General features: G+C 42.8%; 22 protein-coding genes and 1 other RNA gene. 4 read left to right on the forward strand and 19 right to left on the reverse strand.

Features of this window, described 5'->3' with window-relative positions:
- The first annotated feature begins 694 nt into the window (after positions 1-694).
- Together H6H02_RS03940 and H6H02_RS03945 are read left to right on the forward strand one after the other, a co-directional pair.
- Positions 695-1,429: a cytochrome c biogenesis protein CcdA gene (locus H6H02_RS03940; protein ID WP_190814888.1), complete on the forward strand. Its 735-nt coding sequence runs from the start codon at positions 695-697 to the stop codon at positions 1,427-1,429.
- A 53-nt stretch (positions 1,430-1,482) separates the two neighbouring features.
- Positions 1,483-2,907: a cytochrome c biogenesis protein gene (locus tag H6H02_RS03945; RefSeq protein ID WP_190814890.1), complete on the forward strand. Its 1,425-nt coding sequence runs from the start codon at positions 1,483-1,485 to the stop codon at positions 2,905-2,907.
- A 75-nt stretch (positions 2,908-2,982) separates the two neighbouring features.
- Here H6H02_RS03945 and H6H02_RS03950 read toward each other — a convergent pair whose 3' ends face one another.
- The 7 genes from H6H02_RS03950 to H6H02_RS03980 form a co-directional block, all read right to left on the reverse strand.
- Complete coding sequence (locus H6H02_RS03950; RefSeq protein WP_190814892.1) at positions 2,983-4,644, reverse strand: glycosyltransferase family 39 protein; 1,662 nt, start codon at positions 4,642-4,644, stop codon at positions 2,983-2,985.
- A gap of 225 nt (positions 4,645-4,869) precedes the next feature.
- Entirely contained in the window at positions 4,870-5,301 is a 432-nt protein-coding gene (gene queF, locus H6H02_RS03955; protein WP_190814894.1) for a preQ(1) synthase, read from the reverse strand.
- A 125-nt stretch (positions 5,302-5,426) separates the two neighbouring features.
- Complete coding sequence (locus tag H6H02_RS03960) at positions 5,427-5,840, reverse strand: hypothetical protein (RefSeq protein ID WP_190814896.1); 414 nt, start codon at positions 5,838-5,840, stop codon at positions 5,427-5,429.
- A 72-nt stretch (positions 5,841-5,912) separates the two neighbouring features.
- A complete protein-coding gene (locus H6H02_RS03965; protein ID WP_190814898.1) occupies positions 5,913-6,068 on the reverse strand; it encodes a hypothetical protein in 156 nt (51 codons plus the stop codon).
- Between the two features lie 10 nt (positions 6,069-6,078).
- Positions 6,079-6,453 (reverse strand): phasin family protein, encoded by a 375-nt coding sequence (locus H6H02_RS03970; RefSeq protein ID WP_190815419.1) that lies wholly within the window; start codon positions 6,451-6,453, stop codon positions 6,079-6,081.
- A 110-nt stretch (positions 6,454-6,563) separates the two neighbouring features.
- An RNA gene (gene ffs / locus H6H02_RS03975) (signal recognition particle sRNA small type) lies at positions 6,564-6,660 on the reverse strand.
- A 76-nt stretch (positions 6,661-6,736) separates the two neighbouring features.
- Positions 6,737-7,003: a YciI family protein gene (locus H6H02_RS03980; RefSeq protein ID WP_190814900.1), complete on the reverse strand. Its 267-nt coding sequence runs from the start codon at positions 7,001-7,003 to the stop codon at positions 6,737-6,739.
- 59 nt (positions 7,004-7,062) lie between these two features.
- Here H6H02_RS03980 and H6H02_RS03985 point away from each other — a divergent pair, with 59 nt between their 5' ends.
- Positions 7,063-7,626, forward strand: a complete 564-nt coding sequence (locus H6H02_RS03985) for a 2'-5' RNA ligase family protein (RefSeq protein ID WP_190814902.1) — start codon at positions 7,063-7,065, stop codon at positions 7,624-7,626.
- Between the two features lie 256 nt (positions 7,627-7,882).
- Positions 7,883-8,680 (forward strand): WecB/TagA/CpsF family glycosyltransferase, encoded by a 798-nt coding sequence (locus H6H02_RS03990; RefSeq protein ID WP_190814904.1) that lies wholly within the window; start codon positions 7,883-7,885, stop codon positions 8,678-8,680.
- 411 nt (positions 8,681-9,091) lie between these two features.
- Here the strand turns inward: H6H02_RS03990 and H6H02_RS03995 are convergent, their stop codons facing one another.
- The 12 genes from H6H02_RS03995 to H6H02_RS04050 form a co-directional block, all read right to left on the reverse strand.
- Positions 9,092-11,413, reverse strand: coding sequence for a sialidase family protein (locus H6H02_RS03995; RefSeq protein ID WP_190814906.1), 2,322 nt, complete (start codon positions 11,411-11,413; stop codon positions 9,092-9,094).
- Positions 11,414-11,492: 79 nt separating this feature from the next.
- Complete coding sequence (locus tag H6H02_RS04000) at positions 11,493-12,458, reverse strand: beta-1,6-N-acetylglucosaminyltransferase (protein WP_190814908.1); 966 nt, start codon at positions 12,456-12,458, stop codon at positions 11,493-11,495.
- 1,303 nt (positions 12,459-13,761) lie between these two features.
- Complete coding sequence (locus H6H02_RS04005) at positions 13,762-14,559, reverse strand: FkbM family methyltransferase (RefSeq protein ID WP_190814910.1); 798 nt, start codon at positions 14,557-14,559, stop codon at positions 13,762-13,764.
- Positions 14,560-14,672: 113 nt separating this feature from the next.
- Positions 14,673-15,704 (reverse strand): glycosyltransferase family 2 protein, encoded by a 1,032-nt coding sequence (locus H6H02_RS04010; protein ID WP_190815421.1) that lies wholly within the window; start codon positions 15,702-15,704, stop codon positions 14,673-14,675.
- A gap of 16 nt (positions 15,705-15,720) precedes the next feature.
- A complete protein-coding gene (locus H6H02_RS04015) occupies positions 15,721-16,659 on the reverse strand; it encodes a beta-1,6-N-acetylglucosaminyltransferase (RefSeq protein ID WP_190814912.1) in 939 nt (312 codons plus the stop codon).
- 56 nt (positions 16,660-16,715) lie between these two features.
- On the reverse strand, positions 16,716-17,750 hold the full coding sequence (locus tag H6H02_RS04020; RefSeq protein ID WP_190814914.1) for a glycosyltransferase family 2 protein: 1,035 nt from the start codon (positions 17,748-17,750) through the stop codon (positions 16,716-16,718).
- Between the two features lie 78 nt (positions 17,751-17,828).
- Positions 17,829-18,653 carry a DUF6817 domain-containing protein gene (locus H6H02_RS04025; protein WP_190814916.1) on the reverse strand — a complete coding sequence of 275 codons (825 nt, stop codon included), beginning with the start codon at positions 18,651-18,653 and terminating at the stop codon, positions 17,829-17,831.
- A gap of 350 nt (positions 18,654-19,003) precedes the next feature.
- Positions 19,004-20,083, reverse strand: coding sequence for a glycosyltransferase (locus H6H02_RS04030; protein WP_190814918.1), 1,080 nt, complete (start codon positions 20,081-20,083; stop codon positions 19,004-19,006).
- Between the two features lie 179 nt (positions 20,084-20,262).
- Positions 20,263-22,137 carry an ABC transporter ATP-binding protein gene (locus tag H6H02_RS04035; protein ID WP_190814921.1) on the reverse strand — a complete coding sequence of 625 codons (1,875 nt, stop codon included), beginning with the start codon at positions 22,135-22,137 and terminating at the stop codon, positions 20,263-20,265.
- A gap of 592 nt (positions 22,138-22,729) precedes the next feature.
- On the reverse strand, positions 22,730-23,953 hold the full coding sequence (locus H6H02_RS04040; RefSeq protein WP_190814923.1) for a glycosyltransferase: 1,224 nt from the start codon (positions 23,951-23,953) through the stop codon (positions 22,730-22,732).
- Between the two features lie 35 nt (positions 23,954-23,988).
- On the reverse strand, positions 23,989-25,500 hold the full coding sequence (locus H6H02_RS04045) for a lipopolysaccharide biosynthesis protein (protein WP_199328980.1): 1,512 nt from the start codon (positions 25,498-25,500) through the stop codon (positions 23,989-23,991).
- 86 nt (positions 25,501-25,586) lie between these two features.
- Positions 25,587-26,579 (reverse strand): glycosyltransferase, encoded by a 993-nt coding sequence (locus H6H02_RS04050; protein WP_190814925.1) that lies wholly within the window; start codon positions 26,577-26,579, stop codon positions 25,587-25,589.
- Positions 26,580-26,745: the final 166 nt, after the last annotated feature.

Consider the following 26,745-nt stretch of genomic DNA (forward strand, 5'->3'; position numbering starts at 1 on the left):
GTCACGAGTGCGTTGCGGCACTGTTTGGGCAACTCGCAACTCGCTCAACATCGAGTCCTCTGCTTCGCTTAAGATAATCCGAATCGGAGCTGGCATAAATAATGGAACACTCCGTTTAGAGAACCTATCCCATCTTATATTTAATTAGTCCCAGCTACTTACCTCTTTGTTTCAGATATATCGAAACTAAGTTAAATTGCTCAAATTCAACATTCAACACAGACATAGCACTCTCTTCGACTTTCTTGGAGTTCCCAATTAAATAGTCAATGAGGCGCTTATCTTGTGCGCTGGCTAAGCCATCCGTCTGCTAGGGGAAGGAGGCACAATAGAGGCTCCCGAATATGTGTCCGTATTTAGAGTTCCCTAAATTTGGAAAAAAACGCTAACCTTAAATGCTGTTTAATGTTAAGAAAAACAAATTTTTTAGTCTTACTTTCTAAAAAGAATAAAAGGTTTCGCTTTGAGACTTGACAATTATTAAAAACATTTGAATAAAAGACTCTCTGCAAGCTTAATGGGGGAGTTCGTGGAAACAGCCTTAAAAATTTTTTGAGAAACCGGCGTTGATAAAAATACACTGATGGGTGGTATTGTCAAGCAGACTGTGCGGACGCCGTCCTTCACGCCGATTCTGCCCTTCCAAGTAAGCTAGAATTCAAGCAGAATCAGCATTCCACGAACTAGCCTCCTCATGATTGAAAGTCTGCAAACCCAGCTTTACGAACTCAGTGAATTTGCCAACAGTCTCGTTTTCATCCAGCTGCAACATCTCAGCATTATCAGTATTGGCATTATCTTTGCAGCCGGGTTGCTCACCAGTTTGACCCCCTGTATGCTTTCCATGTTGCCCATCACCCTTGGCTACATTGGGGGCTATGAAACTAAAAGCCGCCTCCAAGCAGCTGCCCAAGCAACCTGGTTTTCCTTAGGATTAGCAACAACGTTGGCAGGGCTTGGTATCTTAGCGGCGTTGCTAGGGAACGTCTACGGTCAAGTGGGATTTGGTTTGCCGATCCTTGTGAGCATTCTCGCGATCGCAATGGGGCTAAATTTACTAGAAGCTTTGCCCCTTCCGTTGCCTGCGTGGGGTGGGATAGAGTGGATTTCCAAAGAATTACCAGAGGGAGTGCGTTCCTATCTGATTGGTCTAACTTTTGGGATGGTTGCGTCCCCGTGCAGTACTCCCGTGTTAGGAACCTTACTGGGTTGGGTTGCCACAACGCAAGACATGGTGTTAGGTGCAGTCTTGCTGCTATCCTACACAGCAGGTTATGTGGCACCGTTGATTGTGGCAGGAACTTTTACAGCCTCGATTAAGAAGTTGCTGGAGTTGCGCCAGTGGTCGAGTTGGATTACACCCGTTAGTGGTGTGCTTTTAGTTGGCTTTGGGGTATTTTCGCTGCTGTCTCGGATTCCAATTGGTTAAAGGTAATCAAAAGCACTCGCTATTACCAATTACCAATTATTAATTATCAAAAAATGACTGCAAAAAATTCTTTTTTCTCAAACTTTGGAGCAACATCCTATCGGTTTTGGCGACAGGAGTTGTTGCCATTACTGGCAGATTTGCGGTTAGCGATCGCATTGCTATTAGCGATCGCGCTTTTTAGCATCTCTGGCACGGTCATTGAGCAGGGTCAGTCGCCCGCTTTTTATCAAGCTAACTATCCGGAGCATCCCGCTTTGTTTGGTTTCCTGACCTGGAAGGTAATCCAGGTAGTCGGATTGGATCATGTTTATCGCACCTGGTGGTTTTTATCACTCCTAATTTTGTTTGGCAGCAGTTTAACTGCCTGTACCTTCACCCGCCAGTTTCCAGCTTTAAAAGCAGCACAGCACTGGAAGTTTTACGACCAACCGCGCCAATTTCAGAAACTCGCCCTGAGTGCGGAACTAGAAAAAGGTTCGCTAAACAAACTTACCGAGTTATTGCAGCAGCGGCGCTATAAAGTTTTTCAAGAAGGAGATAAACTTTACGCTCGAAAAGGACTGGTGGGGCGGATTGGCCCGATTGTTGTTCATGCCAGTATGTTAATTATTCTGGGGGGCGCAATTTGGGGGAGTATCACGGGTTTTGTCGCCCAGGAAATGGTTGCCAGCGGCGATACGTTTCAGATAAAAAACATCATCGAAGCTGGTACTTGGGCGCTGCCACAAGTTCCCAAAGATTGGTCGGTGCGGGTAAATCGCTTTTGGATCGACTATACACCTGAAGGCAGAATCGACCAGTTTTATTCCGATTTGTCGGTTTTGGATCAACAAGGACAAGAAGTTGATCGGCAAACGATTCACGTCAATCAGCCGTTGCGTTACCGAGGCGTGACACTTTATCAAACGGATTGGGGTATTGCAGGTATCCAGGTGCGGCTGAATAATAGCCCAGTTTTACAGTTGCCGATGGCGTCATTAAATACTGGCGGCAAGGGTCGAATCTGGGGAACTTGGATTCCCACTAAACCAGATTTGAGTGAGGGAGTTGCCTTAATTGCCAAGGATTTGCAGGGAACACTGATGCTTTATAACCCAAAGGGTGAGCTAATCAATACTATTCGTGCTGGGATGTCAGTACCCGTGAATGAAGTCAGGCTGAGCATTGATGAAGTGATCGGCAGCACTGGCTTGCAAATAAAAGCCGATCCGGGTATCCCGTTTGTTTATGCGGGGTTTGGTTTGTTAATGCTGGGTGTGGTTATGAGTTATTTTTCTCATTCGCAAATTTGGGCACTGCAAGAAGGAGTTAGCGCAGCGTCTCACAAGGAGATTCGCTTCTATGTCGGCGGCAGAACTAACCGCGCACAGGTTGCTTTTGAACGGGAACTGTTGGAAATTTTGGATCGAGTCAGTCAACAATCCCCGGATGAAGTGCCCGTTGTTGAGATAGAAGCGATCGCTACCCAGTCCTAAACCATTTTTGATTTTTGATTTTGGGTTGTAGAGGCGCGGGCGATCACGTCTCTACCAAGAAATCATATCTTCCACTCACGCCTTTTTTTCTAGTTTCCAAAGCCAAACTTCACCCGATTGATATGCAGGCTCTATTGTGTAGTTCTGCGTTTTCAGTGCATTTTTTAATTTCTGGGAACTCCGATATAAAAACACATCCCTGAACCCATCTGGAATCTGAGGCACATCTGGCTTAACTACTAATTGAAGCCGCACTTCAGGGTTGAGTGCATGACTCAAAGGCAGAATCATGGTTAACAACTCATCGCTTACCAAAAGCGGCTGAGTTGCTTGGTTGAGAATTCTGGCTATCTGGGGATTGTATTTAGTTTGAGAGAGGGTTTTATTCCACCAAACTTCTTGTTGAAAACTGATAGCGCAGGAGATAACACCACTTGAAACCACCGCAATCAGGACAATTTGCCATAATTTTTGTGTTCTGGCACTCATGGAAACCCAGCTAATTTTACTCGCCAGCAAGTAAGCAACTGCTATCTCAATCCCTAAAAATAATGGTACGAGATGCCGAGTTGAACCTGATAATCCTCCTCCTGAAATTAAATCTTTTAAGATAAACGGTAAGCAACTAACTCCAATTAATGTTAAGACAAATAGCCAAGCTCGTTTAGAAGTTTTGCGGCACAGGAAATAGACTGAATATCCTGTCAGAAATACAATCAATCCTACCAAGGTCAGGCGGATTAATTCTGTCCATTGATTGTCAAATCCAAACGCGATCGCTCCTCCCTCTGGGTCTGCATCAAGAAACGTTCGAGTAATATTGCGAGTCCAAGCTTTCACCCAAGAAAACAGGCTTTCTTTCTGGCGAGACCAACCTGTTGTATTTTCAACAGTAGACAAGTTGCTAAGAATCACCAAAACCCAAGGCACAAAAGTGAGAAACCCAACTAAAGATGCTAGCAAATAGGCAAAGACAGTTTTGGAAAATCGGAATTTCTCGATTGTCAATAGATAAATTCCATGCCCAATCGCAACCAGCACGAAAAATAGCTGCGTATACATCCCCAGCGTTAGCGTTGCTGCATACACTCCCCAAGTAGAAATAAGGGTTTTAGTGTCTCTATTTCCCAGCCGCATCGCTCGTAGCAGCGCTACACTCGATAATAAGATTGCCACACTCCACAGACTATAAGGCCGTGCTTCTTGGGCGTAGAGAACTTGAAAGGGGGAGACTGCAATGAGTGCGATTACTACCCATCCTACTAAGGAAGATCCAAATAATTCTCGGCATAGCCAATAAATACAGGGGAATACTAACAAGCTAATGAATGCAGACAAGCTTCTGACTGTGCCTGGTGAAGAACCAAACCATTGCACCCAAAATCTTGCCATCAAAAAATAGAGGGGCGGATGCTGGGGGGTATCGACTACTATCGAGTTGATAGTTCCGCTTACACCTTTTTCCTGATTGGGTTGTTGAAACTTCTGCAAATCCTCGACCCCAATCAGATGCCCATCAAAGAGTTCTTGGGTTAATTCTGCTTTGGTGTAACCAGCAATTCGTAATGAAGTCAGAGTCTCATCGCCCCAGTAAACTTTTCGGTCTAGGTTGACGACTCGAAAGAATATTCCTAGTACCAGCAAGACAATAATAAAAAATTTTAACCAAGTTGGAGGAAGTAGCCTTGTTTGACTTAACCTATTCTTAACATGATTAAGAGTTTGTGCAACTGTCATAAACCCTCCATTTCGCAATCGAAAAAGCTGCGAAGCTGTGCGAAATTTTAGGGGAGGCAAGAGAAGTTATCACTCACCTATAGACTGATTTTGTATCTATATTTTGAACCGATAAATAGGCTTTTGATGACATAAAGCAAAAAGCCCGTCCAACGGGCTTTTTGAAAAAGATAAGTTTTAACCTAAGTAGAGTTAGCAGTAATAAGTGAGTCTTTGGGCTGCTATCTAGGCGTCAAGCGACTTCTGATGACGCACTTCAATAACGGTGTGGACGTTACCGCGCGGTGCAAAATCCCCTTTGATAGTGGCTTCTAAAGGTTCGCAAGCTGCTACAAAGTCATCCAGAATTTGATTGATAGATTCTTCGTGGGAGATGTAGCGATCGCGGTAACTGTTGATATAAAGCTTGATCGCCTTCAGTTCCACCACCCTTTGATCGGGAACATAGGTAATATGGATGGTCGCAAAGTCAGGATAGCCAGAAAACGGACACTTACAGGTAAACTCTGGTAGAGTAATGTGAATGTCGTAGCGGCGTCCGACTCGCGGATTGGGGAAGGTAATTAATTGTCCTTCAGCAATATTGCGCTCACCGTATTTCATTTCCGAGAGCGGCGTTTCAGGTGATAATTGCTGCTGTAGTGGCGACTGACTCATCAGTAGTGGTTAGCAAACGTGGGACATTAGGCATTCGTTATTAGTCATTTATAACAAACAAAGGACTAAGAACTTTTGAATATGAATGCAGGTCAAGCTTTTTTAGCCTTCTTCACCTGCTTTGTTCAGAAAATATCTCTAGAGTTGAACGGGTCTGTGCTACCGTCCCAATCTGGACAATTTTTATCGTCCCAGCCGTAGGGATGCATGGCGCAGACTAATAAGTTTCCCCCATAAGCTTGTCCGTGATAATGGTGACAACCCATACACGCAGGATTTTTTTGTGGGGTTGGTTCAACAGTATCCACCATATAGGAAAAAGGCTGCTCACCTTCGCCCATAATTTCTTCAAATTCTAAATAAATTTCAGCGATTGGCTCAAATAATTCTTGCAAACCCTGATTGAGATCGGTTGCAATTGTAGTTTGCACGCTTTCGGCAACAGCGTCTACTACTTCTGCGATGCCAATGAAGAATTGCTCTACTTCATCAGCAACCGCTTCCATCATCTCGAAAAAATCTTTTTGCCACTCTTCCATTTTGGATACTCAGCACAAAAGGCTTAGTTTTGACCGGCGACACGATGACGCCAATTAATCTGCAATTCTATTCTAAATAGTGCGAATCAATGATGCGATCGCAATGGGTAAATTTGCACCCGTTGCCTTGCGCGATCGCACAAGGCGATATGATGCACCTTGCAGCGAATCGCTCTTTCCTCTGTACCGACGCATCGGTGATTCGGCTGTTCGCGGTTTGCCGTTCATGACTAGAAAGCTAATCGCGCTTTAGCCGACGCAGTTCGTCTTGTAGTGCTTGCACCTGTTGGCGCATCGCGTCCACATCGTTATTTGGAGACCCTGCTGGCTTTGGCTCTTCATCATCTGAGAGAATTTCAATCCGCCGCGGCTCACCGGATTGGGTGCTGCTGGACGGCTCAACGGGTGCCTGCTGGGCTTGTTTCATCATCTCATCGACAAACCGGCGGGCTTCGTCTGTTGTCATCTCGCCTTTTGCCACCATTTCATCGGCTAGCTTTTGAGCTTGCGATCGCAACTCCGATAATTTTCCCCCAGCTCTCTCACCCGCAGAGGCAGCTAAGCCGACTCCTAAGAAAAACGCTTTTTGAACAATATCTCCAAAACCAGCCATCGCAATGAGTCGCTCCTTGAATCTGCAAGTATCTGCTGATTCCAGCATAAGCGTGAAATCCAGAAACTGCCCACCAATTACAAGACCAACGAGGACGATGTGGCGATTCGAGTGATCCGGATACCACGCCTATCACAAGCATCCCGTGTTGCTGCTACCTTCCGGTTCTGACAAGGTTTAGGCGTTGCGATCGCGTGGGTCCAGATCATCTATAGCATAACATCATTCAGTGAAAACTCAAAACTCTGGCGGCAATCAGCAATTAGCCTTTATGCATTAGCCTTTATTCGGCAACGACTCGCCACTCATAGAGTTCATACTTGACGCAGCCGTTTTGCACTAGGGGATCTTGGGAGACAATGGCACGCGCCTCCTCCATTGAAGACGCCTCAAATAGCATCATGCCGCCTCGCCGCTCCAGCCAGTAGCCGCTACGCGCCTGGTATCCCTTGGCAATCAAATCCTGGACATAAGCTTTGTGCGCCGGTACAGATTTGTCAAAGATAGGTTTATCAACGATGCCTTCTTCAATCTTTACAAACCAGGGCATTCACTTTCTTCCCTTATCTGGCTATATCTATTTAACAAGTAAACTACCCCTGGAAGTTCTTGGACAATACAAAACGCCGCTTCTTTATCGCTCTCTTGCCGCCGCAAGAGATTCAAGACTACGCCAAAGAGATTCAGCAGCACTTCGCCCAAACCTTTGCTAGCAAAGGTGCCCAGAAATCTCCCCCGCATATCACGCTGCAACCGCCGTTTGAATGGCAGGTAGAGGCAGTACCAGTGCTGGAAGAATCCTTGAGAACGTTTGCTTCCCATCGTTCACCTGTCTCCATTACCCTGGAAGGGTTTGGAGCATTTCCACCGCGGGTTATTTTCATCAATGTTCTTAAGACGCCGGAACTGCTAGCGTTACAAGCTGATTTAATGACCGAGATGGAGACAAACTTGGGAATTGCCGATTCGGTTTCCAAGCAGCGTCCCTTTGCTCCTCACATGACTGTTGCTTTTAGAGACTTGACCCGGCAGAACTTTAAGCTAGCTTGGACTGAATTTCAGCAGCGACCATTACAGTTTGAGTTTACATCTGGTCAGCTAACGCTACTGATTCATTCTGGCGAACGATGGGAAGTAAGTAGCGAATTTCCTTGCTTAGCGCGTCAGATGTGAACTGGGAATCCTTTCACCAAGGGGGTTGTGGCTAGTTATGGTGTGCGCGATCGCAACCTTGCTTTTTCAATCAGGCAAGACCTGTCAATGATAGCGAAGCTTTTTCACTTGATTTTTAAATCTATCCAGAGTCATAAATCTTTATAGGGATTCATCCTGTCCCACGGTAGAGGTGGGAATAGCCAGACTCTGACTATTCTTTTCGTTATTACTGTGCTGTGCCCACACGAGTAGATTGCTAAGGTAAGAGAAGTCAATGAAAAAAGTTAATGTACTTAATGTATCCATTGACAACTTGTCAAGGGCAGAACTACTAACAAAACTCGATCAGGAAGGTGGTATTGTATTTACGCCAAATGTAGACCACCTGATGAAGCTACAAACCGATCGGGATTTCTATAAGGCTTACAATATCGCTACCTATAAAGTGTGTGACAGTCAAATAGTATTGTACGCTTCAAAGTTTTTGGGTACACCGATTAAAGAAAAGCTTTCGGGTTCCGATTTGTTTCCCGCTTTCTATATGCACCACAAGGATAATGGAAGCGTTAAGATTTTCTTGCTAGGTGCCGCTGAAGGAGTGGCGAGTAAAGCTCAAGAGCGAATCAATAGTCAAGTAGGCAGAAATATTATAGTTGCTTCTCATTCTCCATCTTTTGGATTTGAAAAGAGCGAAAAAGAATGCCTAGCAATTATTGATCTGATTAATAAGTCAGGTGCCACGGTATTAGCGATAGGCGTAGGTGCGCCTAAACAAGAAAAGTGGATATTGAAGTATAAGAATAAGCTACCCAATATCAAAGTTTTCTTGTCTATTGGTGCATCTCTTGACTTTGAAGCAGGTCATAAACCAAGATCCCCACAGTGGATGAGTGACGCTGGGATAGAGTGGTTACATAGACTTTTATCCGAGCCACAAAGACTGTGGAAAAGGTATTTAATAGACGATATGCCTTTCTTCTGGTTAGTTTTGAAACAAAAGCTTAATCTTTACAAAAAGCCCTTTCAAAGGCAAAAGAAAGCTGTGAAATTAGAAAGAGTTAAGTGGCAATAAATTTTAATATTTATTGCCGTGTAAATGAATTTCACTGATGCAAAGAGCCGGAAAACGAATTCTCGGCTCAAATTTATGCCCTAGGCCAACTTTAGAACCCGTTTCATGGGTTTTAGCTTTTAGCCCTAAATTTAGTTTGGAGCTTAGGTCAATGCCTTTGTCGTATAGATAGACGACTTTCCGTTGGAACGTCTATTTTTGCACCTAGATATCTTCGCAGGCGATTAGACAGCTTAAACAATTGTTCCAACTTCCCTCAAATCTCTTCTTTGTAAACGGGGAATGTTGGAATGGGGTTGAAAATATGTTGTAAGAGTCCATCGCATTCCAAATTCCTCCGCTACAACTGCCTCACAGGATATCCCCACAAGATGTATTTGCTTGCTGCTTTAGGAGGATATTGCTACTGAATTACCGATTGCCATAGTAAATTCCTCTACCATTCGTACCAATAAAAACTAAGCCGAACTGCTGCATACTTGCCTCCATCGCATTCGGACCATTACCAATCGGATTTTTTGGATTCCCAATCCTGATCCATGTCTTCCCTCTGTCTAGAGAACGGAAAATTCCTTTGCCCATATCATCAATTTCTCCATACAAATACATCGCCGGAATCGTGCTTCCCTGCTGTGGCTTTCCTATAGCAAACAAATAGGATCTCTTAACTGCATCTATTTTGGAGAACTTCTTGCCACCGTCTATCGAACGGTAAAGTTTTTTCTTATCGAGACTCAGCCAAATTTCACCTTTAACTCCAGATACAGTTCTCAGCGAGTGCCAACTTTCATCGGGAAGTGACGAATTCACTACTTTAAAAGACAAACCTCCATCGGTACTTTGATAGAATTTGCCATTCTTATAGTAATAAAACGTGTCACCATCCACTTTGTCTGCTACCAGTGGCAAAGACCAATTCCAAGGCCCCTTGGAACCCTTGGGTAAGCCAGCAACTTCTTTCCAGGAAGCGCCACCATCATCTGTGCGGAGAGCTTTATCTCCACTAACAGTAACAACAAATAGCTTTGGATTAGTCGCTGACATCGCGACGCGCATCGGCATGGTGTCTTTTGGAAATGAAGCAAATTCTTTCCAAGTTAAGCCGCCATCGCTCGAAGTGGCTCCCGAATAAATATTGTTCCAGCGATTTCCGCCAACGCGCACCATCTGCAACGGAACTTTTTCAGAGTAAGCAATGCTGTAGGTGTCCTGGAAGCCGGGACCATTGCCACCGAAGGTTTTAGATGGATAAGTGTCTAGTCCCTTGTTGTGGTAAAAGCCGTCTACGTCTGCCATCCCGCTCAACAACAAAGCCCCACTCGGAGGCGCAACCAAGCTAAAGGTGACAATCTCTTCATGTCCTTTTTGATAGTTTACCCAGATAGACGGCTGTTTGTTAACATTATCTGTCCGCCATATTCCGTACCAATCGGTGAACCAAACTCTTCCAGAAACTTGGGGATCAAACTCAATCGCAGATACAGAGGGATTGGAGAGCATATAGCTAGACCACCAAGGAACGCTATTGTTGATCGAGCGTATCTGCTCCTTCCACGTAGTTCCGCCATCCAATGAACGGTAAATCTTAGTATTTTTTCTCTCTTTCGTAGAAACAAGAATATCTTTAGGATTGGCAGGGTTAATGCTCAATCCATTAAAATCCGCTTTGGAGTCTTGTGGAGTAATGTTTTTCCAATCGCCATCTACATACTTTTTGACGCCAGGACTTCCATTAATGGTTATGTAGAGAGTGTTGCTGGGGCTTGTGGCGAGTCGCATCGCTTTTTTTGGGCTTCCGTCAATCTTGCTCCAGGTAACACCTGTGTTAGTAGACTTATAAATCCCATCGCCGTAGGCGTTGGCGTAGACTAAGCCAGGCTTATCTTTGTCAAAGACAATTGCTGCGATGCCAATATCTTTTTCCGGCTTTCCGGGAAAAGAAGTCACTTTAGTCCAATTCGCGCCAGCATTCAAAGATTTCCAAAGTCCATCGCGCCGTGAACCAAATAAAATCATCTTGGAATTAAATGGATTGACGACGAGTCTTTCGCCTACATCCCGTCTATCTTGGTTGCCGCCCATTGGCAAGTCCAAATCCAGCCTTTTCCAGGTTGCACCTCGATCGGTAGACTTAAAGATAGTTCCAGGCTCATCCCAAACGTATTTGCCTGCAGCAATATAAACAATATTTGGATCTTTTGGATCGAGGGCGAGGGCTTCTCCGCCGTAATAGTGGCTCTTATCTAGTGGAAAGTGGTCAGTTAGTGGTATCCAACTTTTATCGACTGAATTCCAACGGTAGAAACCACCCACATCAGTTTTGATGTAAACGAGATCCTTCTGTAGAGGATGCAGAAAAATACCCGTAACAAAACCCCCTCCCCCCACTGCCACATTAGTCTCTCCTAGAGACACATCGGTTTGATAATTTCGGGAAATGGCGACTTCTGCCTGCCCTGATGCACTTTCAAGAATGCTGCTAACCATCCAGATGTGTTGAAGTGATACTGTGGCAAACAGAGCAATGACGGCAAGGCGAACCGTTCGAGCTAACGAAAGGCTTTGTTGCGGGGTAAATTTGGTAATTAGCTTGAAGGCGATATGGGCGAAGCATACTCCGATAGCGAAGACTAATAAGCTTGTCAAAACTGGCTGGACGCTTGCCAGTCCGGCAAATGTAACATTAGCGATCGCTTCAATAGTTAACCAATGATTAATAGCAGCATTAAACATCGTTGAGCCTCAAATCCCAGAATCAGCTACTTCCAACTAAGGAATTATAGCTGACTATAGAGATTTGATGGATTGTGTCTTAACTAATGCTTAAGGTAACTGGGCTGCTTTCTTTTAAAACTCTCGCATCAAGCATATCTAAAATCATGCTGTCCTTCGCCATATCGAATTTTCGGGCAAAGTATACATCCCTTTTAATGATTGCTGAGTAATCTTCAGAAGTCAGGGTACGAGGATGACCGTGGCGGCTGCCAGTCCAATCAATGTAAAATTTATAATTGTTACATAAATTAAATAAACCACTATTTACTAATATAGTTTGTATAAAGGACTCATCTGGATTTCGCGTCTTTTTATAATAATTAATAAGGGTTTCGTCATTCTTTAAGAACTCGTAGAGATAGCTAATACAATTTTTAGATAGAATTTTAAAATAAGAGCCACCGTAGCCAATAAAATCTTTGTTGAATGGATTGGAATAAGCCCGGATTCCTAAAGAAAATTGGTAAGAAGAATCTAGCTTGATAAAAGGCTGAATATTATTCAACAAGATGCGGAAAGGCTTAACTAATCCCCGCTGCCACTTGGAAAATTGTACGCCAGAGTGCCAGTATTGATATAAGTAGCGATCGCGGCTCTCTTTTAGACCGTAATAGCTATCTTTTGATAATAGAGCAGAGTATTGTAAAAAACCATCAAACTTCGTTTCTTCAAGAAACTGTTCAAATCTACAAAGTGGTTGAGTTGGGTAGTCTTGACCAGATAGATTGATCAGCCAATCAAAGTCAATCTTATGAGTAAACAACCATTCCAGAGCATCCAAGTAAGCTTGCACTAAAGAAAAATCTCCCCGTACTCCCTTGGTATTCTTTTTAATGACATAAACTCCTGGCTGAATTTCTAGATTTTTTACGTCTAACTGACAGCTATTGAAATCATGACTGATCAATATTTGAGCTTTAGAGCTTGATCTCTTAATAGTTTGTACCAGTCTACAAATCTGCTCGGAATTCTTATGGCTTTGAATCAGATATAGAACTTTCATGATTTTTGACCTCCAGGAAAAAACTGTACAAAAACAGAAGGACAGGGGTTATTTGCCCAATTGTTGTTGAGATCGCTTGGGCATACTACAAGAAGAGATAGCTAAGATCAACCAGTCACGGTAATAGAAAAAACTGATGATTTGCTCTCTATGCGGTAGCAACAAAATTTGCAATAATTGAAAAACTAGCACTGCCTGTATAAGCAGTATTGGTAATTCTTGATAACCAAGGCTATGGGCTGACAGAAAAACTTTGGCTCAGAAACTTAACTACAACGGCTTAACTGCAATAGCATTCACGAAAGTGAAACAGAGATCCATAGGTGCTTTCACCACAAACCAAGCACTCTAGATTATTAAGTCCAAAATGGTAAATGCCAAACCTGTTGTATATAGACGAAATGTGGGTTTATTTTGTTCCAGGTTCTCAACGAATATTAATTTTGTGGTTTAACCAACCTAGATAGATGCAAAACTCTGCAACGCAGGAAAAAAATCTTTTCTTTGACCATGTCCAAATTTAGTAATGGTTTACAAAATCTAGGGTCGTAGCAACTGGCTGTGACGTTTTTGTTACATCTATCCAGTTTTTTACAGTTAGAGCTATGGTCATCGTTAAAATTCCAGCTTAAAGAACCCTTTAAGAGGCTGAAGTTACCTTTTACAACCCTGGTAGCAATGTTTACGCTTAACATCTTGTTATACTGCTTACTTAGGTGCGTCCTCCTTAAGGTAGACTTTCAATATCATGTTTTTCTTACCTACAGTTATAGTTAATATATTTTTTTACAGAAAATATTAATCGTAACAAATAATACCAATTTTGCACGTACAAAAGTGGTATGTTTACGGAGTACCATGAAATCATCCAATCGGTACTGTGTATCTATACAACAATTACTCGAATAATTACTTAAATAAGATTGATTGTCATTAAAAGCTGATTTATAAAGTAACTGTTAGAGGATATTTTAAAAGTTAAAGAGGGTATGCTTTCCCATTCTGAGCGCAACAAAGTGGAGGCGCTCTCGCGGCGCGGATGCTCTAAGAATTTAGGGTTTTACCTAATTGACTGAGATACTTTACTAAGCTTAGCTGCGTATCCTTCAAGAAGCCAGCTATATGATGACACTAAAATGTACTTTACTAACATCCAACATCCAATTAAATTCATAGGCTGCTTTATTGTCACTCTTGAAAAGGGTGAGTTAGGTACAAAAATTAACAGAGTCTTAAAAAACACGGTTATGGAATGCGCCTAACGCACCCTACAGTAATTGAATCTTTAAAAAATAGATAACCTCTAAGGGGTGGCTACAAAATTCCAGGCAGAACACTTAAGAAATTCATCCTGGCTCAAGGGGGCTAAACCTTCAATCCAATTCTTCAGCTTGAAAATTTTTAGCCCGCACTCATTTACAAGCAGGTCATAAATTCTGCTATCGTGCCATTTACCATCTTTCAATGTACCATCAACCCATTCTTGAGAATTAATTAAGCCACTCTCGAAGATTAAGTAAGGTTTATAAGTTTTTAATGTTCTGCTGGCACCCCTGAAAACTTGCAATTCTACCCCTTCTACATCTACCTTGATAAAATGAATTTTAAGCTCTGGAGCTAGTACATCATCAAGTTTCTGCGTTTTAACAATAATTGGTTCCATTAGTGCATTAGGAATATGGCTTTCACAGCATTCCTTATCTAGACTACTTACAGCAGGAGCATTAACCACATACCAAAAAGTTGCTTCTGTCTCTGAATCACTTAAAGCTGTTTGTTTAACTTCAACATTTGGAAATTTTTTTCTCAGCCTATTCGCTAACCTAGGTATTGGCTCAAATGCGTAGTGAAACCCTAGAGGTGAATAGTGTAAAATTTGACCAAGCAAATCTCCCGTATTACAACCAACATCAATACAGTTTGAGTCTTTTGCTAAAACACGAGACATGATTTCAATTGTGAAAGCATTGTCTTGCCTGTTAAGAATATCGCTGCGCTTTGGAGGAGTGACTATATCTAAAATTGGTCTAACAAAAGGATCGAGGAATGAACCTTTGATTGTTTCTTTGAAAAAATTTTTTAATTCCAACAATACTTTCATGGATGGTTGCTCCAGTTGCTAGAACGCCATCATAATAACATCAATTCTTGCCATGTCAAGTCTTTGATGGAGCAATTGAGTTAACTTTATTAATAGGAAAAAAAGGTCAGTGATTATAAAGATTGCCTAGACTGGTCTTGAAGAATGCGGCGTCTTTGAATAAGCCCAGTCATTTTGCTAGCAAGAGCTTCTATTTGGTAATAAACAGGATTCGGTAAAAAGTAAAGCAAGTAGGCAGCCGCTAAAGTCATTAGCGTACGACGGGGCTGCTCCAAAATAATACGCCAGTGAGCGGCTAAGGCTCGGTGCATTAGCTGCACAGCCATTGAGCCTGCTTTTAAACGTACTGCACTTCTAGCTAAATATCGCAGTTGATATGCTTTAGTAGGATTTTCCCACTCAGCAATTAATTCTGGAGCGTAGAAGCGTGTTTTTTCAATTACCCTTTCGAGGGCTTCTAATTGCTTCAGCAAACTAGCTGAAAGACCCCCTGCATTTACTCGATACAGTGTCAGTGCTTCAGGAATGCCCTCAATTTGCCAGTTTGTTTGAAGGAGGATGCGAAGCCAGCATTCTATATCCTCAGCTTGACGAAAGTTATCATCAAAATAAAACTCTTCAACAGTCCCGTAAAGATTATCTTGAAATTTAATTGCTTCAACTACCTCTCGCCGTACTACGACAGCCGAACCATTTCCAACTGGATTGTCACGAAGTAAATCAGAAGGTGTAATGTCTTTGAACTTAGGCATCAAATATGTACCTAAGGAATTTCCCATTTCATCTATAAAAGCAGAGCGACTAAAACTGATCCCTACTTTAGAAGACTTTTCTAAATGTTCAAGATGTTTCTCTAATTTTTCTGGTAGCCAAAGGTCATCGCCATCTAAAAAAGCTAAATAGTCACCATGAGCATGACGAATTCCGGTGTTTCTTGCCCCAGCAAGTCCTCTATTTTTTTGGCTAGCAATTTTTATTCTAGGGTCTATAAATTGCTGGCAAATTTCTACAGTTCTATCGGGAGATTCATCATCAACTACAATAATTTCAAAATTTTGGTAGGTTTGAGCTAAAACTGATTCAATCGCAGCAGCTATATACTTTTCTACTCGATAGGCTGGAATAATAACCGAAAACTTTTTCATGGACAACACCATTTTTTTAAGTCGCTTGGAAAATTCTTTCATCAAGCAAATCTAACACTTTGCTATCTCGGTTCATGTCAAATTTTCTCGCAAAGTAATATTTGTCTTTAATTAAAGTGGGAAAGTCTTCAGATGTCAGGATTCGGGGATGACCGTGACGGCTATTTTTCCACTCAATATAGCGCATATTGCGAGGATGAAAATTAAATAATCCACTATTCACTAAGATGCTTTGCATAAAAGATTCATCGGGAAGACGAACTTTCTTGTAGTAGTTCACCAAATCAGGAGTGGCAGAATAAAAAGCATGAAGGTATTGAACGCAATCTCTAGAAATTGTTTTAAAATAAGAGCCTCCGTAGCACAAGAAATTTTCGTTAAATGGAGTTGAAGTAGCCCGCTGTCCAATGATGAGTCCATAGGAAAAATCAATCCGAACGAAGGGCTGAACATTATTAATAAATAATCGAAAAGGCTTGAATAATCCTCTCTGCCACTTAGCTACTTCTATACCTGACCACCAGTATTGATAGAAGTAGCGATCGCGCCCATCCTTGACTCCCCAAGTACACTTGTCAGAAAGTACATTAAAATAATCAAAAAATCCATCGTACTCGGTTGTAGCCAGGAATTTTTCAAGTTTTGAGAGCGGTTGAGTCGGATAGTCTTGACCTGTGAGATTAGTTAGCCAATCAAATTGAATCTTCTGGTTTAAAATCCATTCAACAACATCTAAATAAGCTTGGGTAATAGAGAAGTCGCCTCTTCCAACTTTCTTAGCCCTTAGCACCTTAACATTAGATATACTCTCGAAGCATTCTACATCTAATTCACTAGCATTGAAGTTATGGCTGATAACTATGTAAGCGTTATCACTTGATTTTTTGATAACTTTAATCAGTCGATAAATTTGTTCTGGATTAGTATGGGTTTGGATTAGGTAGATAACCCTCATAGTCTGCAACCTGTTTTGATAGGAATTAGGTGTTTATAAAAAATTGGGTTTGTGGATCATAATACTAATTGACGGGAGCGATCTCGAAGAATGCGCCGTTTTTGGGCGGCTCCTGTCATTTTTAAGGCGAAACTTTCTATCTGGCGGTAGAGAGGGCGTGGCAGTAACCAGAGCGAATAGGCAGCGCCCAAAGTTAAAAGTGTCCGCTGGGGTTCATCAAGAATCATGCGCCAGTGGGTAGATAAGGCTCGGTGAGTCATGTCTACAGCGGTTGGCGCAGCTTTCAGCCGGACTGCCCAGCGAGCTAATTTCCGCAACTCGTACGCTTTGGCTGGTTTTCCATACTGAGCAATCAAAGCAGGAGCGTAGGAGCGAGTTTTTTCCAGCACCTTTTCCAAGTCCTCTAACTGCTTGAGTAGGTTGGCTGAAGCGCCCCCAGAATTTACTCGGTACAGCGTCAAAGCTTCAGGAATGCCTTCGATTTGCCAATCAGTCTTCAAGGAAATGCGAAGCCAGCATTCGACATCCTCAAAATGTCGCAATCGCTCATCAAAATAACAATCTTTAGCATTACCCTGAGGATCATCTTGAAATTTAATGGTTTCAAAAACCTCTCGCCGAATCACTGGAACTGAGCCATTTCCAATTGGGTTGCGGCAGAGGATCAAGGGTGGGGCAATCTCCTTAAGTTTAGGCATTTGATAGATACCTAATGGCTGTCCCGCTTCATCAATGAAAGCAGAGCGGCTAAAGCTAAGCCCTACACTTGGCGAATTTTCTAGATGCTCAATATGTTTTTCTAGCTTTTCTGACAACCACAGGTCATCCCCATCTAAAAAAGCCAGATATTCTCCTTGGGCATGGCGAATCCCTGTATTTCGAGCGGCGCAGACTCCGCTATTTGGCTGGCGAATAATTTTAATTCGAGGATCTGTGAATTGCTGGCAAATTTCTACACTTCGGTCAGGAGAGCCATCATCAACAATCAGAACCTCAAACTCTTTATAACTCTGATCGAGAACCGATTGCACTGTAGCAGCTATATATTTTTCAACGCCATACACTGGAATGATGACAGAAACCTTTTTCATTTTAAAAACTGATTTGATTTTATATCTGCTACGGCCAACATTTTATAACTAGAGAGCCAGCCTGTACGAATCTCTGGCTTAGTCTGGCTGGCTTCCAGCCGCAGCATTTCTCTTCAAGGAGATACTGAGATGTAAGCTACCAAACTTACGAACAATTGCAGAAACTAAACGGCGCGGTTTACGAATCAACCAGCTATGAAAGGTGAGTGACAGCCTCTTCTGGTAGGACTTTGGAGCAATACGAAACGAAACATCTTGAGCGTTTGTGTTGCAGAACTCGCTGGGTATTTCAGCAAGTGCAGTTTCTTTAACCGCTTCTGCCAGATGATTAGCTAAATTAGGAAAACCTAGCTTTTGTGCCATTTCTATGATGAGATGACCGTCATAATTAATGTATTGTTGATGTTTGAAATCTCCGCAATAAACAATACCAAAATCTAAGTATTCTTCTAGCTCATTGGCTAAGCGTACTAAAAGAATATTGCGGTCAAGCGGATCGAGCGTATCAAAGCGGTGAAAAATAGCGGGAATTGTTTTTTTATTCCAGGAGAACATGGCATATCTAGCAAGATACTCCTCGACCTCTTTGCCAACAGCACGTTTTACCTGTTCCCGTTTGGCATCGGAAATGCCTTTTTTCCCGTCTCCAAAGTCGCCATGAGTATAGGTAGCATGAAGCAGGCCTGCCGCTACTACCTCCACAGGTACACGAAGAGAAGCTAGGATACTCGCAGTACTAACTAGATGGGCGATAAACGTCTTACCAGAGGCTCGAAAGGCACCTGTGAAAAGCTGCATTGTTAGCTGATAAGCATCGCGGATGCAGCTAAGATCGTTGCTTGAGTAGCCTTCTGCGCGTAGCTGGTTGAAGAGTTGGATGTTTGTTTGGGAAAAAGAGTGCATAGTTTTGCTTTTGATTCGAATGCTTCATTTTTGTTGCACTTCGCTTAGGCAAATTCCATTGATTTTGCCTGTTTTAGTGCATTTACAAAAATCAACAATCATTCAACTGCTTAGGCAAAACATCTCTCTTAAGAAGCAAAAACCCAACAACAGCATTTCTAATTTCAACAAGTGCGTTACTGAAAAAGCGGAGAACCACTTAACAACTAAACAGTTTATGGTTTGCTGTCGAGTTCCCCATTTGTTCTCTATATGGATGGAGACTTAGGTTTTAGCTGTGTAAGTGTATTTCTCGTCGAATCGATCGCCCTGCACCTTCGTTTCTTCGTTCTACACGCTTACACGCTAACCTAACGTGAGGATGCTCCCATTGGAGTTTTTTCCGGCTCTTTTAGGGTTTGAGCTTCTTTTTTTATCTGAGATAGACGGCGAGCCTGACTAGTAGTGAGATAACGGTTTAGCGCCTTATCCATAGGCACCAATATTTTCTCAAGTCTGGTTTTTTTCTTGCCAAAAATGACCAGGCGGTTGCCAAGGTCGCCAATACGAGCAGCTAGAGGTCTGGTAATGGTCATGTGTCGCCGCCATCCTACCCGTCGATAGCGATTTGTGAAATATTGATCCTCTTCTACATTCCACTTGTCGCGCAAGCGGTGCAAGCTAGCAAGTTCCCAAGCATCACTCCAACGAAGCATATAAAAGGTCATATCTGACAACTCTAGTGGCGGACCGGGAACATATGTCACTAGGGAGTCAGGCTCAAAGTACACAGTACCCCCAGCCTGAATTACCGTCATACAAAAATCCAGGTGTTCCTTGGTATTCATCATGCCTTCATCAAGCTGACCACCAATCCGCTCAAATATTTCGGTGCGAACGAACATACAGTGAAATTCTGCAAGCTCAGTTTGTTCCCGCTTAAGCTGGTTGCGTACCTGCTCGACTTTTTTACCTTGTTTGTACATTTTCTCGCGCATCCGCCGTCGAACTGTACCGTCTTTAATTTCCTCTCGCACGTGGACTTGTCCGCCTGCACAGTGAATGTGTTCGTGTGCGGGGGTACCTTCACAAGTAAGAGGCGTGACTACCGAGGCTTCCGTTTCTTCAGCACACTCAAACATACGCTCTAGCCAGCCCGGGGTAACTAGCACGTCGTTATCAATGAAGACAAGATACTTGGTTTTGACCTGACGCAGACCGATATTTCTGCCTTGATTTGGAGACAGGTAGTAATCAGTCCGAATGATTTCAAAGTTTCTCTTACGCGCCTCTTCTTCTAAATACCGCTTGATATGAGACGGTGAATTTCCATCTACGTAGACTAACTTGAAGGGCATTTGTGTATGTTCGTAGATGCTCTCCAACGACTCGCGGGTGAAGCTGAAACGCTCGCGGGGTACAACAACAATCGTAATTTGTGGTTCTAGCATCAGAAACTCCTTACTAATTAATCAACGGTTTTTCGGCTGTTTTATCTTCATCAACTTCGCCGTTTACTGGAAAAAACCTTTATCGGGATTGGTGGTCGGTAGTTTGTTTGTCTCAGGTTTAAATTCTTTAACCCAATCCCAGCCCCTTTTCTTTGCTAGTCGCTAGTAACCAGTCCTCTTCACACAGGTAAAGACTGAAGATTGTGATAAGACCAGTAGTGTCCGCGCTTGACAATTAACTCGTCATGATTCCCCTGTTCAACAATTCGACCTTTCTCCATGACCACAATTTTGTCAGCGTTGCGGACTGTAGCTAAACGGTGGGCAATTACGATTGCCGTCCGGTTTGCTCGTAAGCGTTCCAGTGCCTCTTGCACTAAGTGTTCTGACTGGGAATCTAAGGCACTCGTTGCTTCATCGAGAATCATAATTTCTGGGTCACGGAGCATTGCTCTTGCAATTGAAATTCTCTGCCGTTGCCCTCCAGAAAGCCTGACACCTCTATCTCCAACTATTGTGTCGTACTGGTTGGGCAATTGAGAGATAAATTCGTGGGCGTTGGCAAGGCGAGCTGCTTCTATAACCCTTTCTCTGCTGATTTCTTCTAAACCGTAAGCAATGTTATCGAGAAGTGAAGCGTTGAATATGTAGGTATCTTGGCTAACAACTCCAATGTGCTGGCGTAGGGAAACAGGATCGTAGTTACGGATATCTTGACCGTCGATTTCAATTACGCCTTCGGTAACTTCGTAGAAACGTGTAATTAAAGCTGCAACGGTCGATTTCCCGGCTCCGGAACCTCCAACCAACGCGACTGTTTTACCTCTTGGAATTTCTATATCCAAGCCGTTGAGGACATAAGAACGTCCGCTGTAGGCAAATTTTACATCATGGAAAACAATGCGATCGCGCAATCCTGTAAATTGGTGACTTCCAGTGGGAACCGGATATTTTTCTGGCAAAGACAGAGCCTCTGTGACTTTCGTCAAAGCTGGTACTGCTTCTTGAATAGAACCCCTGGAAGTGTTTACCTTTTTAAGTACCGGAACAATCTTAATCAGAACTAGCATGAATACCAGCAGCTCTGAAGTAGTAAGAAGACCCTTGGAGATGAATAAAGTGTAGCTACCTACAAGCACCACCATAGCCGCCGCCAAAGTCGCCAACTCAGTGATCGGATCTATCAAGCTAAGCTTCTTAGCTAATCCGGTACTCGCTTCCATGTAATTTGTAGATATCTTATTAAATCGACTGAGTTCAAAATCCTCTGCACCATAGGATTTAACTACACGAACACCTCCTAAAGTATCTAGAGCCAAAGCGTTCAAACCACGTTTTGCAGATACAACTAACCCTCCAGATTTTTCAATTTTCTTTAATAAATAATTTAGCCCTAAACCAACCCCCGTTATTAAAAAGGTAGTCATAATAGTCATTTTCCAAGACACTATCACCAGCGTTCCCAAATACGCTATTAATATCAGTAGGTTCGTTAGACCAAAAAATATAGCCGTTAGTAGCCTATTTGTCTCCATTACCTCTGTATGGAGAGTGCTGGTTACTTTTCCCAACTGCACATTATCAAAAAATTCTATAGGAGAATATAGGTAAGTTTTATATAGACTTTTTCTCAACCGTTTGATGACACCTTCTCTATAAATTGAAGTCAAGGCTTGAGACAAATAGTAAAAATAAGCCTTAAGTATCAAAGAACCCATGAGTACCAAGGCAAATAATGTGACGATAACTCCTTTGCTCTGCTGGACTAACCAACTGTTTATCCCCTCTGTCAAAGCCATTCGAGGAAGAACAAAAATACCCCCTTCATCTAAAAGCACCTTAAGAAATGGAATCATCAATCCAATGCCTACCGCATCTAGCACAGACGATAACACCATCGCTCCCAAACCTAGATAGAGAAAGTTTTTAGGAACTTGAAAAATCAGGGACACCAATTCATCAAATTTCCCGAATCGCTTCATTAAGCTAAATTTTACTCTTGCTTTAGCTCCCAACAACCTGTTTTCCCGACCGAGTGTTTGACTTCGACTCATATTTCCTACCCAAGAATTGAACCTTTTAACAATCAATCGCGATTACTTATTTTTACCTATTCTTCTTTACAAGGAAAATTGCACAATGAATTTCCTTCTTAAAAATAAGATTTGCATGATGATTTTACTGTGCTTTTAGCAAGCTAATAAATGTTTATTTCTTCAGGCAGTACAGAGCTAGCATTTTATTTTCATTCACTCAAGTAAATACTTAGCCAAGTTTTTTAAATAATAACTCAATAAATCTCGAGTACTACTCCTGTTTGTGTGAAGTTATTGTGAAGTTTTAATCGTTAAAAACCCTTTAAGCTTAACTTTTTTTATTTTTCTCTCTTACTCGAAAAAAATCCAGCTTTTATCATTAATTATTTACAGAAGACATACTCCTAATGGGGGATTTTTAACTAATGTATTTCATCTCATCTCTATCTAATTGTAGATTCGCTACAGCATAAGATTCAGATTTCTAATGCCATAAACCACTTTTTACATAAGCAATACCCGTACAAGCCATTGTGGACTCTACATAAATATATAGTCCTAATGGTATATTGCCAATAGTTAATAATTAAAGCAGTCTATCAATCTTTATCTATTGATAGGTTTCCACCAGCAGATCGTTGAGTTTGTTAAGGTCGTAGTGTTTTTCCACGTAGGCACGACCAGCTCGACCCATTTCCGGCCAAATCTCTGAATGCTCGATTAAATAGCCCAATTTTTCAGCCAGAGTATCGGCATCCCGCTCAGGAACCAGAAAGCCTGAAATACCATCTTCAATAAGTTCTGGGATGCCACCGTGTTGAGTACCGATGACTGGCAAACCCATAGCCATTGCCTCTTTTAAGACGTTTACAGGTGCGTCTTGGTCGCCGTTTGTAGCGGTCACGCATGGAGCTATAAAGATATGGGAGTTATCGAGAATTTTAATCAGTTCCTGCTGCTGCATACGACCGAGCAGCTTTACGGTTTCGCCAACATTCAGTTCCTGAATGAGTTGCTGTAAGTCTTCTCCTAAAGGGCCATCACCAATGATGTTGTACTCGATATTCGGGTGAAGTGTTATTAACTTAGCAACGGCACGAATACCATATTCCAAACCTTTTTTTTCTACGAGACGGCCTGTAGTGACAATCCGAATGTGACCATCAGTGGGTAGATGACGTGTGGTAAAAATAAACTTGGAACAATCAATTCCCGATCGCATGATGACAATTTTATTCTCGTCTGCACCTAATTTGATTAATCGCTGTTTGAAATAATCGCAGTTGGGGAGGCAAACGTCTACCACCTTAAACAGTCGGTTGTAAACATCATCACCTGCCCACTGAAGATACCAGCTGATATCGTAGCCGCGAAATGACACGATTAGCTTACCTTTGGGAGCAGTCATAATCCGAAAGGCAAGACCTAAAAATCCGAAGGTTCCAAATTGGCAATGGACGATGTCGTATGTGCCATTGTCGAGTGATGGAAGTGCCGATACTACTGCGTACAATAGCCTGAGTGAAGCAGCGTCTTTGCCGTATTTAAAAACGTTGAGACTTTGCATCAAGAGTGCTGGATTTTTTTGGTAATTGATGCTAAACAGCCAAATACCCTTCAGCAACCGCAAGAAGCGATTTAGTGGCATTCCCATACACTGGGTGCGCTCCAGAAGTTGATATTTTTCTACGTTCGGATGCATCTTGGCAGTCTCGCCCGGTGCCTCCGTGTAGATATCAACTTCGTGTCCGCGATCAATCAGACCTGTAACTTGATTTAAGACAAACGTTTCCGACAAAACAGGGAAGCGTCCGACGATCATAGCTACTCTCATACAAATCTCCTAAACTAAAGCTAGTATTTTTTCGCCTATCGTCGTTTGAATTGCTGAAGAACAGACGAGTAAAGCTCTTTGGCACCAAATATGTAAAACATGATCAGCAAGTATATTAAACCCATTGCGATCGCGCTGATAATTGTTGTCGCCCACACAGGCAAGCTAGAACCGATAGCAAACTGAACGCCGAAAGCGAACGCTCCTGCGACAAGAGAAGCAATCAAAGGTTGCTTTACGGCATTGATTATATCTAGCATGGTGATGGAGGTGTCGCGGGTTGCATAGTACATACATGGCGCGGTCTGCAAAAGCTTGGCGATCGAGTAGCTTAAGGCAATGCCCCGTGCGCCATAAGGCAGACCAAGCCAGAAAGAAATCACCAAAAACACAGAACTAAATATTCCCCACTTGAACATCCGGTCGGCTCTACCTGTAGAAATGTAGAGCCAGCCAGAGGTGTTGGTGATTGGTTGAAAAAAGGCAGATATACCCAGAAGCTGGAAGATGACGCCTACCTCGCGCCATTGTGGGCCAAGGAGTAGTCCGACAATCTGATCAGATAGGATGAGCATCAGCAGAACCACAGGCATCGTAGTCCCTGTGATCAGCGATAGCGCTTTGAGATAGTGACTTCGGAATTGCCCTGGTTCAGAATGCAAACGACTAAGGCCGGGGACAGCGACGGCGGTAATAGGGCCATTGATTTGTTGCAAAGGCAGCATCATTAGACCGTAGGCTTTTGAGTAGATACCTAAAGCCCCAGCACCCCATACGCGCCCGATTAGGATATTGTCAAGGTTTCGGGCAAAGTAGTTAAAGACACTAAAACCCGTGAGGTTGCCGCCGAAAGCTAGCATGGAACGGACACCGGAGCCTTGAACGGGGGGACCGGGACGCCAACCACACATAGTCCAAACTCCCACGGTGTAAGCGATCGCCATTGCCACTTGCATAAACGCCAGTGACCAGTAGCCAGCGCCGTACCTAGCACTAATAATGGCGGTAGTAACGCCAACAAACATAGACGTGAGGTCTACGGCGGCTAAGTCCTTAAAGCGCATCTGCCTGGTAAGTAAGGCTTGGTGTTGGACAGACAGCCCCGCGAAGATGAATGCGATCGCCACGACGAGGGTAATTCCGCTCAAGCGAGGTTCCTTGTAGAACCAAGCGATCGCGGGTGCCAGAACCGCCGTCAGCAGCATAATTGAGGCACTTAGCGCCACATTAACCCAAAACAGGGTGCTGACCTGTTTGTGGTTAATCTCTGCCCTTTGAACCGTTGCGGTTGACAGACCCATATCATTGAACAGAGCCACTAAGCCAGTCACGGCCGTTACCATGCCGATTAATCCGTAGTCTTGGGGGGTGAGCAGGCGAGCAAGAATAGCAGTCGATCCCATGTTGAGAACAAACTTGCTTGCCTGGGTAATCATAGTCACCGCGCCGCCGCGAACAGAGCGCCCCTTAAGGTCAGCCTTCAAATGGTCGGTGCGAAAGTGCTGGCTAGGATCGGCAGGAGGGATATTTTTTATGGATTCTGGCAAATTGGTACCTTGGGGGATACTGTGGACAGATTAATTACAGCTAGATGATTCTTTTTAAAAGTTTTATATCGAGATTAATTGTTAGCTTAAGAAGATATAAGAGCTTTTTCTTCATTAGTGTTTGGAATACGAGTAGCGCGAACTTTACTAATGAGCTGGAGAAGATGACTAGCAATTCTAGGGGAGAGAAGTCGGATCAAGAGCAGCTTTGTCATTAAAGTCCAGGCTGTTTTGCCTAACAAAATTTTCGGATACGAATGAATTGCCCTCTGCAAATTTTCCGCAGCCTGTTTAGCGCCAGTGGAACCGGGAATCCGCGTTAACCCCAGATGCGCTAAAAACTGGTAGGTATTTGCTAAGCTTTGATTTTTTAGATATTGCAATTCAGCAGGAGCTGCTTTAAATGCTTTTTCAATGACAATTAGATGATATTTTTTCATTACCTCAATTTTTGAGGACATTGCGCCTGAAGATTGCCGATAGAATATCTGTGGTTTGGCAACTACTACGAAATGCCACTTTGCAGCCAGCCGCAGCCAATATTCCCAATCTTCACAGGAGGCTAGGGTAGGATCGAAATCTCCTACTGACGCGATCGCTTCCCGGCGAATCATCACATTAGAACCGCTGTCAATGAAATTCCCCAACAACAAATCTGCATAAACATTCCCATTATAAAATACTGGCTTACATCCATGAAAGGACAGTCCTTTGTCATCCATAAATCGCGTCCAGCTATAAACAGCTCCGGCTTCTGGATTCTCTTGCAAAGCTAAAAATTGTAGTTCTAATTTATCTGGAGTCCACAAGTCATCTGCATCAAGAAATGTAATAAAATCTCCAGCAGCTTGAGATATACCGCGATTGCGTGCCACTGGCAAGCCCCCGTTACTGTAAGAAAAAACTTTTAGACGAGGGTCTTTCACAGTATTAAGCAATTCGAGAGTGCGATCGCTTGAGCCATCATTAACCACAATTAGCTCAAAGTCCGAAAACGTTTGTTGCTGAACTGATTCAATCGTTTTCAAAATTGTTCGTTCGGCATTGTAAGCCGGAACAATAACAGATATGCTTGCCATCTTGATTTTCACCCTCTTGCAAAATTCTTATTCAATATTGCCTAACTAAGTTTTCAACCATTAGACCTATCTAGAAAATATTTAGTCCGCCTATATGTAGAAAATTGATTGGCTAATTGAGGAGGATAGAACTCCATATATAGTATCCTCTGCTAATTTGCATTTG

The organism is Coleofasciculus sp. FACHB-1120 (assembly GCF_014698845.1).
Lineage (GTDB): Bacteria > Cyanobacteriota > Cyanobacteriia > Cyanobacteriales > FACHB-T130 > FACHB-T130.

Bases quoted from the DNA above. Each gene is read 5' to 3' on its own strand.
- H6H02_RS04000 (WP_190814908.1), bottom strand. From the start codon at position 12,458: ATGAAAGTTCTATATCTGATTCAAAGCCATAAGAATTCCGAGCAGATT.
- H6H02_RS03970 (WP_190815419.1), bottom strand. From the start codon at position 6,453: ATGGCTGGTTTTGGAGATATTGTTCAAAAAGCGTTTTTCTTAGGAGTC.
- H6H02_RS04035 (WP_190814921.1), bottom strand. From the start codon at position 22,137: ATGAGTCGAAGTCAAACACTCGGTCGGGAAAACAGGTTGTTGGGAGCT.
- queF (WP_190814894.1), bottom strand. From the start codon at position 5,301: ATGAGTCAGTCGCCACTACAGCAGCAATTATCACCTGAAACGCCGCTC.
- H6H02_RS03945 (WP_190814890.1), top strand. From the start codon at position 1,483: ATGACTGCAAAAAATTCTTTTTTCTCAAACTTTGGAGCAACATCCTAT.
- H6H02_RS04050 (WP_190814925.1), bottom strand. From the start codon at position 26,579: ATGGCAAGCATATCTGTTATTGTTCCGGCTTACAATGCCGAACGAACA.
- H6H02_RS04025 (WP_190814916.1), bottom strand. From the start codon at position 18,653: ATGCACTCTTTTTCCCAAACAAACATCCAACTCTTCAACCAGCTACGC.
- H6H02_RS03965 (WP_190814898.1), bottom strand. From the start codon at position 6,068: ATGAACGGCAAACCGCGAACAGCCGAATCACCGATGCGTCGGTACAGA.
- H6H02_RS04020 (WP_190814914.1), bottom strand. From the start codon at position 17,750: ATGAAAAAGGTTTCTGTCATCATTCCAGTGTATGGCGTTGAAAAATAT.
- H6H02_RS03940 (WP_190814888.1), top strand. From the start codon at position 695: ATGATTGAAAGTCTGCAAACCCAGCTTTACGAACTCAGTGAATTTGCC.
- H6H02_RS03980 (WP_190814900.1), bottom strand. From the start codon at position 7,003: ATGCCCTGGTTTGTAAAGATTGAAGAAGGCATCGTTGATAAACCTATC.
- H6H02_RS04030 (WP_190814918.1), bottom strand. From the start codon at position 20,083: ATGCTAGAACCACAAATTACGATTGTTGTTGTACCCCGCGAGCGTTTC.
- H6H02_RS04010 (WP_190815421.1), bottom strand. From the start codon at position 15,704: ATGAAAAAGTTTTCGGTTATTATTCCAGCCTATCGAGTAGAAAAGTAT.
- H6H02_RS03960 (WP_190814896.1), bottom strand. From the start codon at position 5,840: ATGGAAGAGTGGCAAAAAGATTTTTTCGAGATGATGGAAGCGGTTGCT.
- H6H02_RS04040 (WP_190814923.1), bottom strand. From the start codon at position 23,953: ATGAGAGTAGCTATGATCGTCGGACGCTTCCCTGTTTTGTCGGAAACG.
- H6H02_RS03990 (WP_190814904.1), top strand. From the start codon at position 7,883: ATGAAAAAAGTTAATGTACTTAATGTATCCATTGACAACTTGTCAAGG.
- H6H02_RS04005 (WP_190814910.1), bottom strand. From the start codon at position 14,559: ATGAAAGTATTGTTGGAATTAAAAAATTTTTTCAAAGAAACAATCAAA.
- H6H02_RS04015 (WP_190814912.1), bottom strand. From the start codon at position 16,659: ATGAGGGTTATCTACCTAATCCAAACCCATACTAATCCAGAACAAATT.
- H6H02_RS03950 (WP_190814892.1), bottom strand. From the start codon at position 4,644: ATGACAGTTGCACAAACTCTTAATCATGTTAAGAATAGGTTAAGTCAA.
- H6H02_RS03995 (WP_190814906.1), bottom strand. From the start codon at position 11,413: ATGTTTAATGCTGCTATTAATCATTGGTTAACTATTGAAGCGATCGCT.